14 protein-coding genes are annotated in these 18,159 nt (G+C 74.2%); 7 read left to right on the top strand and 7 right to left on the bottom strand.

Annotation, left to right across the window (positions count from 1 at the left end):
- Nucleotides 1-315 precede the first annotated feature (315 nt).
- From D1350_RS03255 to cobA, 3 genes are read left to right on the top strand one after another with little or no spacing between them, the layout of a single operon-like run.
- Nucleotides 316-2,052 (top strand): nitrite/sulfite reductase, encoded by a 1,737-nt coding sequence (locus D1350_RS03255; RefSeq protein WP_125773738.1) that lies wholly within the window; start codon nucleotides 316-318, stop codon nucleotides 2,050-2,052.
- On the top strand, nucleotides 2,049-2,957 hold the full coding sequence (locus D1350_RS03250; protein WP_125773736.1) for a phosphoadenylyl-sulfate reductase: 909 nt from the start codon (nucleotides 2,049-2,051) through the stop codon (nucleotides 2,955-2,957). The genes D1350_RS03255 and D1350_RS03250 overlap by 4 nt, the downstream gene beginning before the upstream one ends.
- A 43-nt stretch (nucleotides 2,958-3,000) precedes the next feature.
- Nucleotides 3,001-4,242 carry a uroporphyrinogen-III C-methyltransferase gene (cobA, locus tag D1350_RS03245; RefSeq protein ID WP_125773733.1) on the top strand — a complete coding sequence of 414 codons (1,242 nt, stop codon included), beginning with the start codon at nucleotides 3,001-3,003 and terminating at the stop codon, nucleotides 4,240-4,242.
- A gap of 25 nt (nucleotides 4,243-4,267) precedes the next feature.
- Here the strand turns inward: cobA and D1350_RS03240 are convergent, their stop codons facing one another.
- Together D1350_RS03240 and D1350_RS03235 are read right to left on the bottom strand one after the other, a co-directional pair.
- The gene (locus D1350_RS03240) at nucleotides 4,268-4,954 is read right to left on the bottom strand and encodes a response regulator (RefSeq protein WP_125773731.1); all 687 of its coding nucleotides are present in this window, start codon (nucleotides 4,952-4,954) and stop codon (nucleotides 4,268-4,270) included.
- Complete coding sequence (locus D1350_RS03235) at nucleotides 4,951-6,342, bottom strand: ATP-binding protein (RefSeq protein ID WP_125773729.1); 1,392 nt, start codon at nucleotides 6,340-6,342, stop codon at nucleotides 4,951-4,953. The genes D1350_RS03240 and D1350_RS03235 overlap by 4 nt, the downstream gene beginning before the upstream one ends.
- 137 nt (nucleotides 6,343-6,479) lie before the next feature.
- On the opposite strand from D1350_RS03235, the gene D1350_RS03230 reads away from it, so the two are divergent.
- The gene (locus D1350_RS03230) at nucleotides 6,480-8,075 is read left to right on the top strand and encodes a PspC domain-containing protein (protein WP_164545001.1); all 1,596 of its coding nucleotides are present in this window, start codon (nucleotides 6,480-6,482) and stop codon (nucleotides 8,073-8,075) included.
- Entirely contained in the window at nucleotides 8,075-8,719 is a 645-nt protein-coding gene (locus D1350_RS24280; RefSeq protein WP_125773725.1) for a hypothetical protein, read from the top strand. The genes D1350_RS03230 and D1350_RS24280 overlap by 1 nt, the downstream gene beginning before the upstream one ends.
- Before the next feature lie 53 nt (nucleotides 8,720-8,772).
- On the opposite strand, the gene D1350_RS03220 is transcribed toward D1350_RS24280, so the two are convergent.
- Nucleotides 8,773-9,228, bottom strand: a complete 456-nt coding sequence (locus D1350_RS03220; RefSeq protein WP_125773723.1) for an aromatic ring-opening dioxygenase LigA — start codon at nucleotides 9,226-9,228, stop codon at nucleotides 8,773-8,775.
- Between the two features lie 61 nt (nucleotides 9,229-9,289).
- On the opposite strand from D1350_RS03220, the gene D1350_RS03215 reads away from it, so the two are divergent.
- Nucleotides 9,290-10,459, top strand: a complete 1,170-nt coding sequence (locus tag D1350_RS03215; RefSeq protein WP_125773722.1) for a glycosyltransferase family 4 protein — start codon at nucleotides 9,290-9,292, stop codon at nucleotides 10,457-10,459.
- Nucleotides 10,460-10,592: 133 nt separating this feature from the next.
- Here the strand turns inward: D1350_RS03215 and D1350_RS03210 are convergent, their stop codons facing one another.
- Nucleotides 10,593-12,122 carry an alpha-N-arabinofuranosidase gene (locus D1350_RS03210; RefSeq protein WP_125773720.1) on the bottom strand — a complete coding sequence of 510 codons (1,530 nt, stop codon included), beginning with the start codon at nucleotides 12,120-12,122 and terminating at the stop codon, nucleotides 10,593-10,595.
- Nucleotides 12,123-12,256: 134 nt separating this feature from the next.
- Here D1350_RS03210 and D1350_RS03205 point away from each other — a divergent pair, with 134 nt between their 5' ends.
- Nucleotides 12,257-12,835, top strand: coding sequence for a prepilin peptidase (locus D1350_RS03205; RefSeq protein WP_125773718.1), 579 nt, complete (start codon nucleotides 12,257-12,259; stop codon nucleotides 12,833-12,835).
- Between the two features lie 77 nt (nucleotides 12,836-12,912).
- Here D1350_RS03205 and guaA read toward each other — a convergent pair whose 3' ends face one another.
- Genes guaA through D1350_RS03190 form a run of 3 tightly spaced genes read right to left on the bottom strand, consistent with a single transcriptional unit; the run spans nucleotide 12,913 to nucleotide 18,105 of the window.
- Nucleotides 12,913-14,523 (bottom strand): glutamine-hydrolyzing GMP synthase, encoded by a 1,611-nt coding sequence (guaA, locus tag D1350_RS03200; RefSeq protein ID WP_420807793.1) that lies wholly within the window; start codon nucleotides 14,521-14,523, stop codon nucleotides 12,913-12,915.
- A 22-nt stretch (nucleotides 14,524-14,545) separates the two neighbouring features.
- On the bottom strand, nucleotides 14,546-16,324 hold the full coding sequence (locus D1350_RS03195; RefSeq protein WP_125773716.1) for an ABC transporter ATP-binding protein: 1,779 nt from the start codon (nucleotides 16,322-16,324) through the stop codon (nucleotides 14,546-14,548).
- Nucleotides 16,321-18,105 carry an ABC transporter ATP-binding protein gene (locus D1350_RS03190; protein ID WP_125773714.1) on the bottom strand — a complete coding sequence of 595 codons (1,785 nt, stop codon included), beginning with the start codon at nucleotides 18,103-18,105 and terminating at the stop codon, nucleotides 16,321-16,323. The genes D1350_RS03195 and D1350_RS03190 overlap by 4 nt, the downstream gene beginning before the upstream one ends.
- Between the last annotated feature and the right edge of the window lie 54 nt (nucleotides 18,106-18,159).

Below are 18,159 nucleotides of genomic sequence, written 5' to 3'. Positions count from 1 at the left end.
ACTTCCACTATGTGGACGGGTGGTTCCGCCCAGGAACTCCCCGGGTTACCGTCATCGGCATGACCACGGCAGCGCACACCACACCCACGGCCGTCGGCCGTGGGCAGCGAATGTGTCGCGCTCGCTGCAGCTGTCTCTGCTGTCGCAGCTGACGCGCCCCCTCAGCCGTCGACCGGCACCGGCCCACCGGGCGGTGCGGGCCGGCATCCCCCCTGAGAAGCGGCGCGCGCCGTCGGTCCTCAGCCCCTCGCGCCCACCCGGGGCGGGCTGAAAACCAGCGCCGCGCGTCCCGCCCCGACCGAGGACGAGACACCCATGACGCAGGTCCCCGCCGCTCCCCCCGCCGTCTCCCACGCCGCGCCCGCCGAGCGCGCCGCCGTGCGCCCGCCGCGCGCCGCGAAGCCGAACGGTCAGTGGAAGGTCGACGGCACGACCCCGCTGAACCACAACGAGGAGTTCAAGCAGGAGAGCGACCCTCTGCTGGTGCGCGAGCGCATCGAGCAGACGTACTCGCGCGACGGCTTCGACTCCATCCCGGGCGACGACCTCCACGGGCGGTTCCGCTGGTGGGGCCTGTACACCCAGCGCAAGCCGGGGATCGACGGCGGCCGCACGGCCACACTGGAGCCGCACGAGCTCGAGGACCGCTACTTCATGCTCCGCGTCCGCATCGACGGCGGCGCCCTCTCCACGGAGCAGCTCCGCACGATCGCCGGGATCAGCCACGAGTTCGGCCGCGGCTCGGCAGACATCACCGACCGGCAGAACATCCAGCTCCACTGGGTGCAGGTCGAGGACGTGCCGGAGATCTGGCGGCGGCTCGAGGCGGTGGGCCTGAGCACCACGGAGGCCTGCGGCGACGTCCCCCGCGTGATCCTGGGCAGCCCCGTGGCCGGTGTCGCGAAGGACGAGCTCATCGACCCGACGCCGATCATCGAGGAGATCCAGCAGCGCTGGATCGGCGACCCGGAGCTCGCGAACCTGCCCCGCAAGTTCAAGAGCGCCATCACCGGCCACCCGAGCCAGGACGTGGTCCACGAGATCAACGACATCTCGCTCGTCGCGGTGGAGCACCCGGAGCTCGGGATCGGCTACGACCTGTGGGTGGGCGGTGGCCTCTCCACGGCGGCGCACCTCGCGGAGCGCCTCGGCGCGTTCGTCCGGCCGGAGGACGCCCCGGAGGTCTGGTACGGCGTGGTCCGCATCTTCCGCGACTACGGCTACCGCCGCCTGCGCAACAAGGCCCGCCTCAAGTACCTCATGGCGGACTGGGGTCCGGAGAAGTTCCGGCACATCCTCGAGACCGAGTACCTCGGCCGCGCCCTGCCGGACGGCCCGGCGGCACCTGTCCCGGACCAGCCCGGCGACCACGTGGGCGTGCACGAGCAGAAGGACGGTCGCTTCTTCGTCGGCGTCACGCCGGTGGTGGGCCGCGTCTCGGGCGACATCCTGGCCGCGGTGGCCGACGTCGCCGAGGCGCACGGCTCGCAGCGGGTCCGCCTCACCCCGCACCAGAAGCTCCTGGTCCTCGACGTCGCGGCGGAACGCGTCGACTCGATCGTCGCGGAGCTCGACGCGCTCGGCCTCCAGGCGAACCCGAGCCAGTTCCGCCGTCGCACCATCGCGTGCACGGGGATCGAGTACTGCAAGCTCGCCATCGTCGAGACGAAGGCCACGGCCGCGACGGCGATCACGCAGCTCGAGGAGCGCCTCGGCGACATCTCGCGGCTCAAGCCGATCAGCCTGCACGTCAACGGCTGCCCCAACTCGTGCGCGCGCATCCAGACGGCCGACATCGGCCTCAAGGGCCAGCTCGTGACGGACGACGACGGCGAGCAGGTCCCGGGGTTCCAGGTGCACCTGGGCGGCGGGCTGGCGTCGCAGGACCGCGGCGAAGCAGGTCTGGGCCGCACGGTCCGCGGCCTCAAGGTGACCGCGGACGGCATCGGCGACTACGTGGAGCGCGTGGTCCGGCGGTTCGACAAGGACCGCGACGGCGAAGAGACGTTCGCGCAGTGGGCGCACCGGGCCGACGAGGAGGCATTGCGATGACCGAGGTCGACACACCCGTCTCTCCCGTCGCCGCGGCCGACGCGCTGCCTCGCGACGGCCGCCTCGAGCAGCTCCGCGCCCGGGCCCGTGCACGCGAGACGGCGCGGGCCGCCGCCCGGGAGGCCCACCGGTCCGTCCGTGACGGGGGTCAGCGGGCCCGTCGGACGGCCGACGAGCTGCGGGACGTCGCGGCGCGCGGCCAGGCCTTGCTCCACGCGCCGGGCCAGCCGGGCGCCCTTCCCGAGGGCGCACCGGGCGCGCGCACCCACGAGGCGGACGCCTTCGAGGTGATCGCATGGGCGGTCAAGGAGTTCGGGCCGGGGCTCGCCGTCGCGTCGTCCATGCAGGACCCGGTGCTGGCGCACCTGGTGTCCCAGCAGCTCCCGTGGGTCGACGTGCTGTTCGGCGACACCGGCTACCACTTTGCCGAGACGACGGGGACACGGGACGCCGTCGAGCACACTCTCGACGTCGTGGTGGTCGACGTCCGGCCTTCCCTGTCCGTGGAGGAGCAGGACGCCGCCTACGGCAAGGACCTGTTCGCCCGGGACCCGAGCTACTGCTGCGCCATGCGCAAGGTCGAGCCGATGCGGAACGCGCTGCGCGACTACGACGCGTGGGCCACAGGGCTGCGGCGTGGGGAGTCCGTGACGCGGGCCAACGCCCCGCTCGTCACGTACGACGCGAAGAACGGGGTGGTCAAGCTCAACCCCCTCGCGGCCTGGACGGACGACGAGGTCGCCGCGTACGTCGCGGCGAACGGCCTCCTCGCGAACCCCCTGCTGGCCGACGGCTACCCGTCCATCGGCTGCGAGCCGTGCACCGCCCGGCCGCGCAACGGCGCGGACGCGCGGTCCGGCCGCTGGGCCGGGACCGACAAGGTCGAGTGCGGCCTGCACATCTGACCCCTCTCACTCCACCATCGCTGACCACCGACCCGAGGAACTCATGAGCGACCTCTACCCGCTGGGGCTCCGGCTCTCCGGCCGCCGCGTGCTGGTCGTGGGCGGCGGGCCCGTCGCGGCCCGCCGCGCCCGCGGCCTGGTCGAAGCGGGGGCCGTCGTGCGGGTGGTGGCGCCCGAGGCGTGCGAGGAGCTGGCGTCGCTGGCAGCGGGTGCGGGCGGCCCGGGCACGGGCGGCGCCACCGTCGAGCTCGTCCTGCGCGAGTACCGCACCGGCGACGTCGACGGGGTCTGGCTGGTACACACCGCGACGGGGGACCCCGCCGTCGACGCCCGCGTGGCGGCCGACGCGGAGGCGGCACGCACGTTCTGCGTCACCGCCGGCGACGCGACGCTCGGCACGGGGTGGGTCCCCGCCGTCGGGCGGGTCGGGTCGGGCGGCGACGAGGTCACCGTCGCGGTGAGCGCCGGGCGCGACCCGCGACGCGCCGTGGCCGTCCGGGACGCCGTGGCTGCCGAGCTGCAGACAGGTGCGCTCCCGCTCCGCCGCGTCCGCGCCACAGGCTCCCGGGCCGGGCGCGTGGCGCTGGTGGGCGGCGGGCCGGGCGCGCCGGGCCTGATCACCGCCCGTGGCCGCGTCCTGCTGGCACAGGCCGACGTCGTGGTGGCCGACCGCCTCGGGCCCCGCATGCTGCTGGAGGAGCTGGCCGACGACGTCCTCGTGATCGACGTCGGCAAGACCAGCGGGAACCACCCGGTGCCGCAGGACGAGATCAACGCCCTGCTCGTCGAGCACGCGCTGGCCGGGCGCGACGTGGTGCGGCTCAAGGGTGGCGACCCCTACGTGCTGGGCCGGGGCGGCGAGGAGCTCGCCGCGTGCCGTGCGCACGGGATCGAGGTCGAGGTGGTGCCGGGCGTGACGTCGGCGGTGTCGGTGCCCGCGGCGGCCGGGATCCCCGTGACGCACCGCGGGGTGGCGCGCGGGTTCAGCGTGCTCACCGGGCACGAGGACACGGGGTCCGTCCCGGGCGGACCGGACCACACCCTGGTGCTGCTCATGGGCGTGTCGCGGCTCGCGGAGGCGGCGGCCACGCTCGTCACGGACGAGCGGCCCGCCGGGACGCCCGTCGCCGTGATCGAGGACGGCTACGGGCCGCGCCAGCGGGTCACGGTCGGGACCCTCGGCACGATCGCCGCCCTCGCCGAGGCCGCGGGCGTGCGCCCGCCGGCGATCATCGTGGTGGGCGACGTGGTCCGCCTGTCGCCCCACTGGACCGCGACGGCCTGATCACCCGGCACCGGCGCGGGGGGCGTCAGAGCAGCCGCCGCGCCGCCGCCCAGCGCGTCAGCTCGTGCCGCGACGACAGCTGCAGCTTCCGCAGCACCGCCGACACGTGGCTCTCGACCGTCTTGATCGAGATGAACAGCTCCGACGCGACCTCCCGGTACGAGTACCCGCGCGCGATGAGCCGCATGACCTCCTGCTCGCGCCGGGAGAGGCGGTCGAGCTCGTCGTCGGCCACGGCCACGTCGCCCGCGCCCGTGCCGAACGCGTCGAGGACGAAGCCCGCGAGGCGCGGCGAGAACACCGCGTCGCCGCCGGCCACCTGCACCACCGCCGCCGACAGCTCAGGCCCGGAGATGTTCTTCGTGACGTAGCCGCGAGCGCCCGCGCGGATGACCGCGACGACGTCCTCGGCGGCGTCGGAGACGGACAGGGCGAGGAACTTCACGTGGTCGCGGAGGTCTGCGCACCGCTGCACCACCTCGGCACCGCCGCCGCCGTTCCCGCCGGGCAGGTGCACGTCCAGCAGCACCACGGGCGGCTGGAGCTGGTGCACCACCGCGACCGCCTGGTCCACGTCGGCGGCCTCGCCCACGACGGCGACGCGCCCGTCGAGGCTCGCCCGGACGCCGGTCCGGAAGAGATGGTGGTCGTCCACGAGCACCACGGGTACGGCTTCGCCCGTGGTGCCCGACGCCGGAGCCTGGGTCGTCATGTCAGCGCGCCTTCCGTGGTGGTGGTCGTGGGAGCAGGGGGCGGCGTCGCCGGTGGTGGGGCGTAGCGCTCGGTGCGTGGCATCTTGAGCCGCACCTCCGTGCCCCAGCCGGGGCGGCTGGCCACCTCGGCGGTGCCGCCGCGGCGGCGGACGCGGCCCAGGATCGACTCGCGGACCCCGAACCGGTCGGACGCGACGGTGTCGAGGTCGAAGCCGTCTCCGCGGTCGCGGACGAAGACCTCGGCGGCCGCGTCGGTGATCTCGAGGTAGACGGACACCGGCGGGCGGCCGTGCGTCACGGCGTTGACGAGCGCCTCGCGGGTGGCCTGCAGCAGGGCGGCCGTGTCCTCGGTGGGGACGCAGTCGCCCACCACGACGGTGTCGACGGTGACCGGCGTCGCGCTCGGCGTCTCGCCGCGCGGCGCGGTGTCCTCGACGGCGCCCACCAGGGTGCGCAGCTCGGAGGCGAGGGAGGTGCCGGGCTCGTGCCGGTCGTCGTAGAGCCACTCCCGGAGCTCGCGCTCCTGGGCGCGGGCCATGCGCGACACGGTGTCGGGGTCGCTCGCGCGCGCCCGGATCAGGGCGAGCGTCTGGAGCACGGAGTCGTGCAGGTGGGCGGCGATGTCGGCCCGCTCGGCCTCGCGGGCGCGGGCCGCACGCTCGTCGCCGAGCTCGCGCATGAGCCGCAGCCACCAGGGCGCGAGCACCAGGGCGACGCCGGCGAGGACCGCGAGCGAGGCGGTGGTGGCCCGCATCATGGTGGTGATCGGCACCCCCTGCCCCACGAGCAGGAGGACGCCGAGCATCACGAGGACCACGCCGCCGGCGAGCCGGAGCACCCCGGCCCGGCTGCGCAGGCCCACTCCGTCACCGGGTCGGCCGAGCCACTGACCCTTCTGCGCGGCGTCGAGCTGGCTCCAGGCGAGCGCCACACCGCCGAGCGCGATCAGCGCGGGAAGCACCCAGGAGGACACCGGGTCCCAGCCCGCGCGGAGGGCGAGGAGGAGCGCGGCACCGCTGAGCAGGACCACGCCGACCAGGATGTCGCGCAGGGCGAGCCGGGTGACGGGACCTGCGAGCCGCCAGCGGGACAGGATCGAGCCGGGCGCTGTCGGACCGGCCGCCCCGGTGTCGAGCGGGCGTGCCAGGCGGCCCCGGTCGGCGGGCGGCGCCACGGGCGCCGTCGGGTCCCCGGCGGGCACGGTGACCCACCAGAAGATGTAGGCCACGATCCCGGCGCCGCCCGCGAGGGTCAGCATGACCAGCACCGCGCGGACGAGCCAGGGCCGCGTGTCGAGGTGGGCCGCGAGGCCCGCGGCCACGCCTCCGACCACGCGCCCGCGCTGCGGGCGGAGGAACGGCAGGCGTTCACGGTCGGTTGAGGTCACCTACCGATCGTGGCATGCTCTGGCGCCCCCGAGGGACGTATCGGCCGGAAATCAGGGTCCCGCGGCCCCCGAACCAGGGTGGGTCTCAGGGCGGATCCCCGATGACCGGGGCACCCCGCCGGGATCAGGATGAATCCATGACCACCGACGACGTTCCGCAGCCAGGGCCCGAGCCGGCCCGTAGCGAGCACACGGGTGACGGACGCACCGCGCCTGCCTGGGGCAGCCCGGGCGCCGGCCCGGCACCCCAGGCCGACCCGGCCGCACCGGGCGGCACCGCACCCGGCGCCCAGCAGGGACCGGGGCCCGCCCAGCCCGGGCCCGGAACCGCGGGCGCCCAGCCCGCGCCGCCGCCCGGCCAGGACGGCTTCTACGACCGCGTCCGGCGCGGCGGCCTCTCCCGGTCCGACGACCGGTGGGTCGGCGGCGTGGCCGCCGGCGTCGCCGAGCGGTTCCGCATCGACCCGCTCCTGGTCCGCGGGCTGCTGCTGGTGAGCTTCTTCCTCACCGGCGTGGGCCTGGTGCTGTACGCCCTGGGGTGGGCGCTCCTCCCCGAGCGCCGCGACGGCCGCATCCACCTGCAGCAGGCGCTGCGCGGCAACTTCGACGTGGCCATGCTCGGAGCGGTCGCCGCCTTCCTCGTCGGCCTCTCCTGGGGCGGCCCCTGGAGCTGGTGGGACGACAGCGGCATGGGCTGGCTCGGCACGATCTTCTGGGTCGGCGCCATCGCCCTCGCGATCTACCTGGTGGTCCAGAACAACGGCAGGCGCCGCCCGCCGGTCCCCGGAGCGCTCCCGACGCCGGGCGCCGGTCCCGTCCCCGGACCGGCGCTGGGCGGGGACGCGCCCTTCCGTCCTGCCCCGCCGATCGAGTACGGCTCCGCGCCGGCGGACGCGACGCGTCCCCTCTACCAGGCACCGCCTGTCACCTACCGCCCCGGCCCGCCGGTCCCCCCGGTCCCCCCGGTCCCCCCGGTCCCCCCGCACCCTCCCCTGCCGGTCGAGCCGCCGAAGCCCCGTGAGCGGCAGACCGGGACGGGCATCGTCGTCGGCCTGATCCTGCTGGCCGGCGCGGTGCTCCTGATCCAGGACCGCCTGGGGATCACCTTCCCGTGGCTGAACGCCGAGATGTCCTTCTGGGGGGCATGGGTCGGTGTCAGCACCGTCATCGTCGGGCTCGGGCTCGTCATCTCGGGCCTCCGCGGCCGCACCGGCGGCGGGCTCAACTTCTGGGCGGTGGTCGGGGTGATCAGCGCGGTCATCGGCTGGGGTTCGCTGGGCGCCGACATGAACAACTACGACGGGATGACCGTCCAGGACGCGCCGGTCCGCATCCAGAGCTTCGACGACGCCATGACCCTGACCGAGGGCACGATCGAGGTCACGGACGTCGGTCGGGCCGAGCAAGGGTTCGAGATCGCGTGGGGCAACCCGGTGATCGACCTCTCCGAGCTCGACCTCTCCGGGGTCACTGCGGACGACCCGGTCCGCGTGCCCATCGACGTGGGAGCCGGCGGCTCGACCGTCCTCATCCCCGACGGTGTCGCCGTCGACGCCGAGGTCGCGATCGGCGCGGGCACCGCCCACTGGCGCGCGGACGGTGAAGACCGGTCCGTGAGCAGCATCGGAGAGACGACCACCTTCTCCACCGAGGAGGCCGACGACGCAGGCGGCGCCCTGCTCCACCTGGTGATCAACGTCGGCGCCGGCGACATCGTGATCGAGGAGAACTGATGAACGAGAACCAGACGCCGGACGGTGCCCGCGAGGACCCGCAACGCACCGAGCAGCTGCCGGTCACGCCGCCCACGGAGACGCTCCAGATCGTGCCGCCGCCGGCCGACCCGTCGGTCACCGAGCGACTCGCGGCCCTCTCCGGCCGGTCGGCGGACACGTCGGCGGCCGACGAGAAGGCGGAGTCCGGGCCTACCACCGGCAACGCCGCGAACGACAAGGCCACGAACGAGACGGCCGCCGACGAGACCGCCCCCGTGGCCGACGACGTCCGGGACGAACCCGTCCCGAGCGCGTTCGACGAGCCGGTGCGCGAGCACCAGCGGACCGGGGCGGCCGGTCCGGCGGACCAGCGGACCGGGCCGTCCGGTGCGGCGGACCCAGGCCCGGCGGTGCCCGCGGTACCGGGCACCCCCGTACCGCCGGCCACGGCCCCCGCCGTGCCCGTCCCCGCCCGGCCGACCGGCACCCGCGTGGGAACCGTCGTCTGGGGCTTCGTGGTCGTGGCGTTCGGGCTCGGCCTGCTCGCCACCGTCGCCGGCTTCCGGATCGACTTCGGCATCGCGGCGATCGTGCTGCTCGGCGTGGCGGGGGTGGCCCTCGTGGTCGGCTCGATCCTGACGAGCCTTCGGCGCCGCAAGTAACCCGCCCGACGTGACCCGCCGCGCCCAGCGGCCGCGGGCCGGAGAGCGCAGGGTCAGGGAGCGCGGCTCGCGATCGCCTCGGCGGTCGCGAGCCGCCTCAGCGCACCCCCGACCACGAGGAACACGATCCCGAGGCCGATCACCAGCGCGCAGATGCCGAAGGCGACCACCGAGGTGAAGAGCGAGGCCCGCAGGAACGACGCGTTCATGACGGTCTCGCGGACCGGGTCCTCCTGGCCCAGCTCGGCGTACGTCTTCCCGTCGGACGCGGCAAGGGCGTGCTCGTCGATCACCTCCGCCTGCGCGTAGGCGGTGAACGGCCCCCTCACCTGCTGGCCGGCGAGCATGCTCGCGTCGTCCGACACGGTGATCCGCTGGTCAGCCAGCTGGGTCGACACGAGGATCCACACGAGGACGCCCGCGACGATCAGGACCAGGCCGGCAAGGGTGGTGACGGCCCCAGCGCCCTTGACGCCACGGACAGGACGGTACGTCTCGATGCTGGACATGCCCGTCACGCTATCCACGCGCGGCGGACACCGCCCGTGGAACGTGTGATGGGATGACCGCGTGCGTATCACCCACGTCTCCGACTCGTACCTGCCGCTCCTCGGCGGCATCGAGTCGCAGCTGAGCCGACTGGCCGGGCAGCAGGCCGCGGCCGGGCACGACGTGGAGGTCGTGACCACCACCCCCGCCGCGCCCGGGGCCAACGGCATCAGCACCGCCGTGGTCGGCGGCGTCACCGTCCACCGCGTCGCCGCCCGCATCCCGGGCGGATACCCGATCCATCCCCGCTCGACCACGCACGTGGTGCGCCGCCTGCGGGAGGCGGTCGCGACGGGAGCCGCGCCCGACGTCGTGCACCTCCACATGGGAGTGCTGGCCCCCACGGCGCAGGCCGCTCTGCGGCCCGTCACGCGATTGGGTCTGCCCGCCGTCCTGACCGTGCACAGCGTGTGGGGCGCCGCGGAGCGGGGTTTTGCCGTCCTCGACCGGATGGTCCGCTGGGCGGACTGGCCGGTGGTGTGGTCGGCCGTGAGCGAGCTGACGGCCGCGCCGCTGCGCCGCGTGGTGGGCGAACGGGGCGACGTCGTCGTCATCCCGAACGGGCTCGACCTGGCCGGGTGGCGTGTCCCCCGCACGGAGCGCGCCGACCGCGCCGAGGGCGCGGCGGTGCACGTGGTCACGGCCGGCCGGTTCGCGCCTCGCAAGCGGATGCTGCCCCTGGTGGACGCCGTGTCCGACGCCGCCTCGCGCCTGCCGGACGGCGCCCTCTTCGTGACGCTCGTCGGCGAGGGGCCGGAGCTCGCCGAGGCCCGGCGCCGGGTGGCCGCGCGCGGCCTCCAGCACGTCGTGTCGATGCCGGGCCGGCTGACGCCCACCGAGCTCAAGCGCCTCTACGCACGCGCCGACGTGTTCGTCGCGCCCGCGGTCCAGGAGGCCTTCGGCCTCGCGGCCCTGGAGGCGCAGGCCGCGGGCCTGGCGGTGGTCACCCGGGCGGGCTCGGGCGTGGCGGAGCGGGTCGTGGACGGCAGGCAAGGCCTCGTGGCGCCCGACGACGCGGCGGTCGCCGACGCCCTCGTGCGGCTGTCCGCCGACGCCGCCCTCCTCGACGGGATCATCGCGCACAACCGCGCCGTCGCGCCGGAGGCCGACTGGAAGGACGTCCTGGCGGCGACGGACGCGGCCTACGCGCTGGCGGCTCGGCGGGCGGCGCAGGCGCGGTCCGGCGGCTGACCACCCGCCGCCGCCCGACGCCCCCGCGCCCTTCGTGCGTTCGGTAGTTCGTCGCACGATCGGCAATTCGAACTGCCGATCATGCGACGAACTACCGATCACGCGGTCGCCCGCGCCGGCCGACGCCTGGGGCTCAGCCCGCGAGCGCCAGGTCCAGCACCACGAAGGCGCCCGCCGGCACGTCGAGCACGAGGCGACCGCCCTCGAGCGTGGCGCCGTCGAACGCACGGGGGGCAACCGTCGTCGGCCCGTCGAAGGTGTTGTGGTCCGCGACGTCCGCGCCCGCGAGGACGCGGCCGGAGACCGCCGTGACGTCCCTGCCCCGGAGGTCGAGCTCGACGCGTGCGGACGCGTCCGGGTCGAGGTTGGTCACCGAGAGGGCCACCCGGCCGTCCTTCACGGACGCCGAGGCGGAGACCGTCGGGATCGACGCGCCGTCCACCTCACGCTCGGCACGGTCGCGGACCCGGACGGCGAGCGCCTGGGCGTCATGGTGCGGGCGGTTCATCTCGAACACGTGGTAGGTCGGGGTGAGGACGAGCCGGTCCTCGTCGGTCAGGACCATGGCCTGGAGCACGTTGACGGTCTGGGCGATGTTCGCCAGGCGCAGCCGGTCGGCGTGGTCGTGGAACGCGTCGAAGTGGACGGCCGCGACGAGCGCGTCCCGCATGGCGTTCTGCTGGTACAGGAACCCGGGGTTGGTGCCGGGCTCGACGTTCCACCAGGTGCCCCACTCGTCGAGCGCGAGGCCGATCTTCTTCGTGGGGTCGTAGGCGTCCATGACGGCGGCGTGCCCGGCGATGTACTGGCGCACACGCAGGGCGCGGCTCATCGCGGTCCAGTGCTCGTCGCGCGTGAAGCTCGTCGCCGAGCCCTTGTCGGACCACTCGCCCGTGAAGGTGTAGTAGTGGAACGAGACGGCCTGGAAGAGGTCGCGCGGGTCACGGTCGCCCAGGCGGGACGTGACCTCCTTCATGAGCGTGGCGGTCCACTGGTAGTCGTCGTCGGACGCGCCGGCCGCGATCCGGTACAGCTCGTTGCCGCCGTGGTTGCGCGCGTACGTGGCGTACTGGCGCGCGAGCGGGGCGAACTGCTCGGCCCGCAGGTTGCCGCCGCAGCCCCAGGGCTCGTTTCCGACGCCCCAGAAGCGCACCTTCCACGGCTCGTCGCGGCCGTTCTCCCGGCGCAGGCGGGCCATCGGGGAGTCGCCGTCGCGCGTCAGGTACTCGACCCAGTCGCTCGCCTCGCGGACGGAGCCCGACCCCACGTTGGACGAGACGTACGGCTCGGTGCCGAGCAGCTCGCACAACGCCATGAACTCGTGCGTGCCGAAGTGGTTGTTCTCCTCGACGTCGCCCCAGTGGGTGTTGATCATCCGCGGGCGGTCGGCACGCGGGCCGATGCCGTCGGACCAGTGGTACTCGTCGGCGAAGCAGCCGCCCGGCCACCGGAGGTTCGGGATGTCCAGGGCGCGGAGGGCCTCGACGACGTCCGCCCGGATCCCGCCCTCGTTCGGGATCGGCGAGTCCTCGCCCACCCAGAAGCCGCCGTAGATGCAGCGGCCGAGGTGCTCGGCGAAGTGGCCGTAGAGGTGGCGGGAGATCGTAGGCCCGGGGACGTCCAGGTCGATCACGGCGGAGAGGGCGGCGGTGGGCTCGGTCATGGGGGTGTCGACTCCTCGTCGGCGAGGCGGTGGCGGATCCTGTGAGCGCTAACAAGGCGCCCGTAGAAGTATCTCCGGACGACGCATCACAGCACCACCGCGCACCAACCCGTATCGAGCCCTAGCCTCACGCTGTGCCGACCACCCTTCGCGACCGCGCCGCCCTCGAGCTCGAGCCGCACCGGCGTGCCGTCGGGTTCCTTGCCGTCCCCGCCGCCGCATGGGCGGTGTGGGCGAGCGGGCCGGGCTGGACCACTCCCGCCCTGGTGGTCCTGGCAGTCGCCGGCGCGGCCCTCGGCGTGATCGACGCCCGGACCCACCGGCTGCCGGACGCGATCAGCCTGCCGGCGTCGGGTGTCTTCGCGGCGCTCCTCCTGGGCGCCGCGGCCGGCAGCGGCGACTGGCCCGCGCTGGCCCGCGCGGCCGGGGGCGCCGCCCTGCTCGGCGCCGCGTACTGGCTGCTCCACCGGCTGCACCGGAGCGGCCTGGGATTCGGCGACGTCAAGCTGGCGCCCGTGCTCGGCGCCGCCGCCGCGTGGCACGGCTGGACCGCCTGGTCGGTGGCCGCCGTCGCGCCGTTCCTTCTGGGCGGCCTCGTCGCCCTGGCGCTCCTGCTCGCCCGGCGGGCCCGCCGGGACTCGGTGATCCCGTTCGGGCCCTACATGCTGGCGGGCACCGCGGCGGCCCTGACGCTCGCCCGCCTGGGGACGTGAACGCGCCAGACCGCTTCCAGGCGCGCCTACGGCTCGTTACGCGTAGCTGGAAGCAGTCTGGCGCGCACCCCGGAGGGTCACTCCCACTCGATGGTGCCCGGCGGCTTGCTCGTCACGTCGAGCACCACGCGGTTGACCTCGCGCACCTCGTTGGTGATGCGGGTCGAGATGACGGACAGCACGTCGTACGGGAGGCGCGTCCAGTCCGCGGTCATGGCGTCCTCGGAGGAGACCGGGCGCAGCACGATCGGGTGACCGTAGGTGCGGCCGTCGCCCTGCACGCCCACGGAGCGCACGTCGCCGAGGAGCACCACCGGGCACTGCCAGATCTCCCGGTCGAGGCCCGCGCGCGTGAGCTCCTCGCGGGCGATCGCGTCGGCCGCGCGGAGGATCTCCAGGCGGTCGGCCGTGACCTCACCGACGATCCGGATGCCCAGGCCGGGGCCCGGGAAGGGCTGACGCCAGACGATCGCCTCGGGGACGCCGAGCTCGAGGCCCACGGCGCGGACCTCGTCCTTGAACAGCGTCCGCAGCGGCTCGATCAGCGAGAACTGCAGGTCGTCCGGCAGGCCGCCCACGTTGTGGTGGCTCTTGATGTTGGCCGCGCCCTCGCCGCCGCCCGACTCCACCACGTCGGGGTACAGCGTGCCCTGGACGAGGAACTTGACCTCCTCGCCGTGCGCACCCGCCTCGGCCACGATGTCGCGGGCCGCGTCCTCGAAGACGCGGATGAACTCGCGGCCGATGATCTTGCGCTTGGTCTCGGGGTCGCTGTGACCGGCGAGGGCCTGGAGGAAGCGCTCGCGCTCGTCACGCACCACGAGGTTCACGCCGGTGGCGGCGACGAAGTCGCGCTCCACCTGCTCGGCCTCGCCCGCACGCAGCAGGCCATGGTCCACGAAGACGCAGGTCAGCTGGTCGCCGACCGCCCGCTGCACCAGCGCGGCCGCCACGGAGGAGTCCACGCCGCCCGAGAGCCCGCAGACCACGCGCGCGTCGCCCACCTGGGCGCGGATCGCCTCGACCTGCTCGGCGATCACGTTGCCGGGCGTCCAGTCCGGGGCCAGCCCGGCGCCCTCGTACAGGAAGTGCTCCAGCACGGTCTGGCCGTGCGCAGAGTGCTTGACCTCCGGGTGCCACTGCACGCCGAAGAGCCGGCGGCCCTTGTCCTCGAACGCCGCGACCGGCGAGCCCGACGACGTCGCGAGCACCTCGAAGCCGTCCGGCGCGCGGTGCACCGCGTCGCCGTGGCTCATCCAGGTGGTCTGGTGGTCGGGCGTGCCCGCGAGCAGGACACCTGCCGCGCACACCTCGACCTCCGTGCCGCCGTACTCGCGCAGGCCCGTCTGCGCGACGTCGCCGCCGAGCGCCTGCGCCATGGCCTGGAAGCCGTAGCAGATGCCGAGCACCGGCACCCCGGCCTCGAACAGCTTGGGGTCCACGAACGGGGCGCCGGTGGCGTACACCGACGACGGCCCGCCCGACAGGATGATCGCCACGGGATCCTTGGCGAGCATCTGGTCGACCGAGAACGTGTGGGGCACGATCTCGGAGTAGACCTTGGCCTCGCGGACGCGGCGTGCGATCAGCTGGGCGTACTGGGCGCCGAAGTCCACCACGAGGACAGGCCGGTGCGCCGGCAGGCTCGAGGGGGAGGCGATCTCAGGGATGGTGGCGGGGGTCGTCACCCCCCAAGTCTAGGTGCTGCCGCTACTCGTGCTGCCAGCTGTGCCAGAGCCGGGCGTACTCCCCTCCCGCAGCGACCAGCTCGTCGTGCGAGCCGATCTCCGAGATGCGGCCCCCGTCCACGACGGCGACCCGGTCGGCGTCGTGCGCCGTGTGGAGGCGGTGCGCGATGGCCACGACCGTGCGACCCTCCAGCACCGCGTTGAGCGAGCGCTCGAGGTGCCGGGCCGCGCGCGGGTCGAGCAGCGAGGTCGCCTCGTCGAGGACGAGGGTGTGCGGGTCGAGCAGCACGAGGCGCGCGAGCGCCACCTGCTGCGCCTGGGCGGGCGTCAGCGGGTGCCCGCCGGAACCCACCTCGGTGGCGAGCCCGTCGGGCAGAGCCTCGACCCACTCGTGGGCATCGACCGCTCGCAGCGCGCCGAAGAGCTCCTCCTCCTCGGCGTCCACCTTGGCGAGGCGCAGGTTCTCGGCCAGCGACCCCACGAACACGTGGTGCTCCTGGGTCACGAGCGCGACGTGCTTGCGCAGGTCCTCGAGCGGCAGCTCCACGAGGGGCACCTCGCCCACCGTGACGGATCCGCCCGTGGGCGGGTGGATCCCGGCGAGCATGCGACCCAGCGTGGACTTGCCCGCCCCCGACGGGCCGACGACGGCGAGCCGCTCCCCCACCCGCAGGTCGAGGTCGATGCCGTGCAGCACGTCGTGTCCCTCGCGGTACGCGTACCGCACGCCGTGCGCGCGCACGTGCTCGTCCTCGGGGCCCGTGTCCCCGGCCTGGCGGTCAGGCTCGACGAGGCTCACGCCGATCACGCGGGCCAGCGCCACGCCCGCCACCTGGAGCTCGTCCAGCCAGAAGATGAGGTCGAAGACCGGCCCGCCCATCTGGTGGGCGAACGCCGCCACGGTGGTGACCGCGCCGAGCGAGGTGTGCCCGTTGGCGAGCAACCAGCCGCCCCACAGCAGCACGGCGACCGGGGCGATCGAGACGGCCGCGTCGAGCGACGGGATCAGCCGGTTCCGCAGGCCGAGGGTGTACTTCTCGGCGGCGAACGCCTCACGCAGGTCTTCGTTCACACGGCCGCGCACCCGCGCGCCCAGGTTGAGCGCGTCCACCGTGCGCGACCCCTCGACGGACTCCGTGATGGTCCCGTTGAGCGCCGCGTACGCCGCGGACTCCCGCAGGTACCCGGGCGTCGCCCGCTTCAGGTACCAGCGGGCGCCGATCACGATGAGCGGGATGCCCACCAGCAGACCGAGCGCCACGAGCGGGTCCGCGAGGAACCCCGCCACGAGCGTCATGCTCAGTGTGACGATGCACCACAGCACGCGCGGCACGCCCATGCGGACCGCGTTCTGCAGCTTGTTGATGTCGTTCGTGGTGCGGGCCACCAGGTCGCCGGTCCCGGCGCGCTCCACCGTGGACAGCGGCAGCCGCGTCACCGCGTCCATGAACTCCTCGCGGAGGTCGGCGAACACCATCTCGCCGAACACCAGGGAGTACCGCGAGGCGAACCGCATGACCACGGCCTGCACCACCACGGCTGCCACGAGGAACAGGGCGAACCGGTTGACGGTCGCGAGGGTGGTCCCCGCCGCCACCTCGTCGACGATCCGGCCGAGCAGGAACGGGCCGGCGAGGCCCGCCACGGCCGTCCCGGTGTGCAGCACCGCGACGCGCACGAGCGACCCGCGGTGCTTCCGGAACAGCACGCCCACAGCGCGGTTGACCTGCGCCCGGTCCGCGATGGGCAGCTTGCCCGACGTCGCCTGGGTCGCCCCCGGCGTCTGCGTTGTCGCGGTCATCGCGCACCTCCTACGGTCTCGTTCGTGAGCTCGGTGTCGTCGTCCTCTGCCATGCTGCGCCCGACGACCGCCCGGTAACGGGCACCCACCAGGTCGTCCCGCGCCAGGAGCTCGAGGTGGGTGCCGGTCGCCACGACCCGGCCGTCCTCCAGCAGGTGCACGGCCTCGAGGCGGTCGAGGACGAGCGGGCTGGCCGTGATGACCAGCGTGGTGCGGCCGCGGCGCGCGTCCACGACCCGCTCGGCGATGCGTGCCTCCGTGTGGGCGTCGACAGCGCTGGTCGGCTCGACCAGCACGAGGATCTCGGGCTCGGTGAGCAGGGCACGGGCGAGCGTCACGCGCTGGCGCTGGCCGCCGGACAGCGACCGCCCCTTCTCGGGCAGCTCGCCCGCGAGCCCGCCGGGGACGCTGTCCAGCACGTCGTGCGCGTCGGCCACCAGCATCGCCGCGGCCAGCTCGGCCGCGACGCGGCGTCCGCGCGGGTCGATCTCCTCGCCGAGGACTCCCGAGAACACCGTGGGCGTGGCCTCGGAGACCACGACCCGATGACGCAGGTGCTCCTTGTCGAGGTCGCGCAGCAGGACGCCGCCGAGGCGCACCGGTGTGGGCTCCTCGAGCTCGTCGTCGAACCGGCCGAGCCGCGTCGCGAGACGGGCGGACTCGTCCGGCTCCGCGCTCACGAGGCCGACCACCCGGCCGGGCGTCAGCACGAGTCCGCTCGCCTCGTCCACCAGCTCCGCGCCGTCAGGCGGCGCGGTGGCGGGCTCGGCGGGCTGCGGCGTGGCGGACTCGACCCGGAGGACGTTGAGGATCTTGCCCGCGGAGACCTGCCCCCGGACCAGCTGCTGCATCATCTGGGTGGCCAGCTGGACCGGCCACGACAGGAAGGCCGTGAACCCGTAGAACGTCACCAGCTCGCCGGACGTGATCTCGCCCGCCACCGCGGCCCGGGCGCCGGTCCAGAGGACGACCGCCACAAGGAGACCCGGGAGCAGGAACTGCAGGCCGTCGAGCACCGACTGGACGTCGGCGACGCGCACGCCCTGGGCGCGCACCTTCTGCGACTGGCGCACGTACCGGCCGGCGAAGACCTCCTCGCCCCCGATCCCGCGCAGGATGCGCAGGCCGGAGACCGTGTCCGCGCCGAGCGTGGTGAGGCGGCCCGTGGCCTCGCGCTGCGCCATCTGGCGCGACTGCAGCGGGCGGACGAGCAGCGCCATGACCCCGGCGACGGCGGGGATGCCCAGCACCACGACGAGGCCGAGCACGGGGTGCAGCACCAGCATGATCACGGCCACGGCCAGGTACGAGACCACCGACCCGACGAACCGGCCGAGGTGCGCGTAGACCTCGCCGACGCGCAGGGCGTCGCTGGCCACCGCCGACACCACCTCGCCGGTGGGGAGCGTCTTGGTGATCGCGTGCCCCGCCCGCGAGGCCTTGAAGCCGACGAGCTGCGAGAAGGAGAACGCCGACCGGATCCAGTTCTCGACGGCCCACGTGTGGTCCAGCACGCCGGTGCCGACGATGACCGCGGCGTTCAGCGCGAGCACGCCGCACCAGAAGAAGAGGCCCGGGCCGAACCCGTGCACCAGCCCGTCGTCGATGGCGCGGCCCAGCAGCAGCGGGCCGATCGCCGACCCCAGCATGGTCACCGTGCCCGTCAGCAGGCTCAGGCTCAGCACGCCACGCTGCTGACCCGCCTGCCAGAGCAGGAGGCGGGCGGGAGAGCTCAGCGGTGGGTTGCCGGGGTCCGGCAAGGGGAGGGGGCGCACGATCATCAACGGTACGAGCCACCACTGACACTGGGCCACGCTTTAAGTGAGCCACCCACG

Source organism: Antribacter gilvus, from assembly GCF_003946865.1.
In the GTDB taxonomy this organism is placed as follows: Bacteria; Actinomycetota; Actinomycetes; order Actinomycetales; family Cellulomonadaceae; genus Antribacter; species Antribacter gilvus.
This window is presented reverse-complemented; position numbering and strand designations above follow the sequence as displayed.

What these genes read in the sequence shown, in the direction of transcription:
- D1350_RS03210 (WP_125773720.1), bottom strand. Translation starts at nt 12,122, where the DNA reads ATGACCGAGCCCACCGCCGCCCTCTCCGCCGTGATCGACCTGGACGTC.
- D1350_RS03220 (WP_125773723.1), bottom strand. Translation starts at nt 9,228, where the DNA reads ATGTCCAGCATCGAGACGTACCGTCCTGTCCGTGGCGTCAAGGGCGCT.
- D1350_RS03190 (WP_125773714.1), bottom strand. Translation starts at nt 18,105, where the DNA reads ATGATCGTGCGCCCCCTCCCCTTGCCGGACCCCGGCAACCCACCGCTG.
- D1350_RS03240 (WP_125773731.1), bottom strand. Translation starts at nt 4,954, where the DNA reads ATGACGACCCAGGCTCCGGCGTCGGGCACCACGGGCGAAGCCGTACCC.
- D1350_RS03195 (WP_125773716.1), bottom strand. Translation starts at nt 16,324, where the DNA reads ATGACCGCGACAACGCAGACGCCGGGGGCGACCCAGGCGACGTCGGGC.
- D1350_RS03230 (WP_164545001.1), top strand. Translation starts at nt 6,480, where the DNA reads ATGACCACCGACGACGTTCCGCAGCCAGGGCCCGAGCCGGCCCGTAGC.
- cobA (WP_125773733.1), top strand. Translation starts at nt 3,001, where the DNA reads ATGAGCGACCTCTACCCGCTGGGGCTCCGGCTCTCCGGCCGCCGCGTG.
- D1350_RS03250 (WP_125773736.1), top strand. Translation starts at nt 2,049, where the DNA reads ATGACCGAGGTCGACACACCCGTCTCTCCCGTCGCCGCGGCCGACGCG.
- D1350_RS03255 (WP_125773738.1), top strand. Translation starts at nt 316, where the DNA reads ATGACGCAGGTCCCCGCCGCTCCCCCCGCCGTCTCCCACGCCGCGCCC.
- D1350_RS24280 (WP_125773725.1), top strand. Translation starts at nt 8,075, where the DNA reads ATGAACGAGAACCAGACGCCGGACGGTGCCCGCGAGGACCCGCAACGC.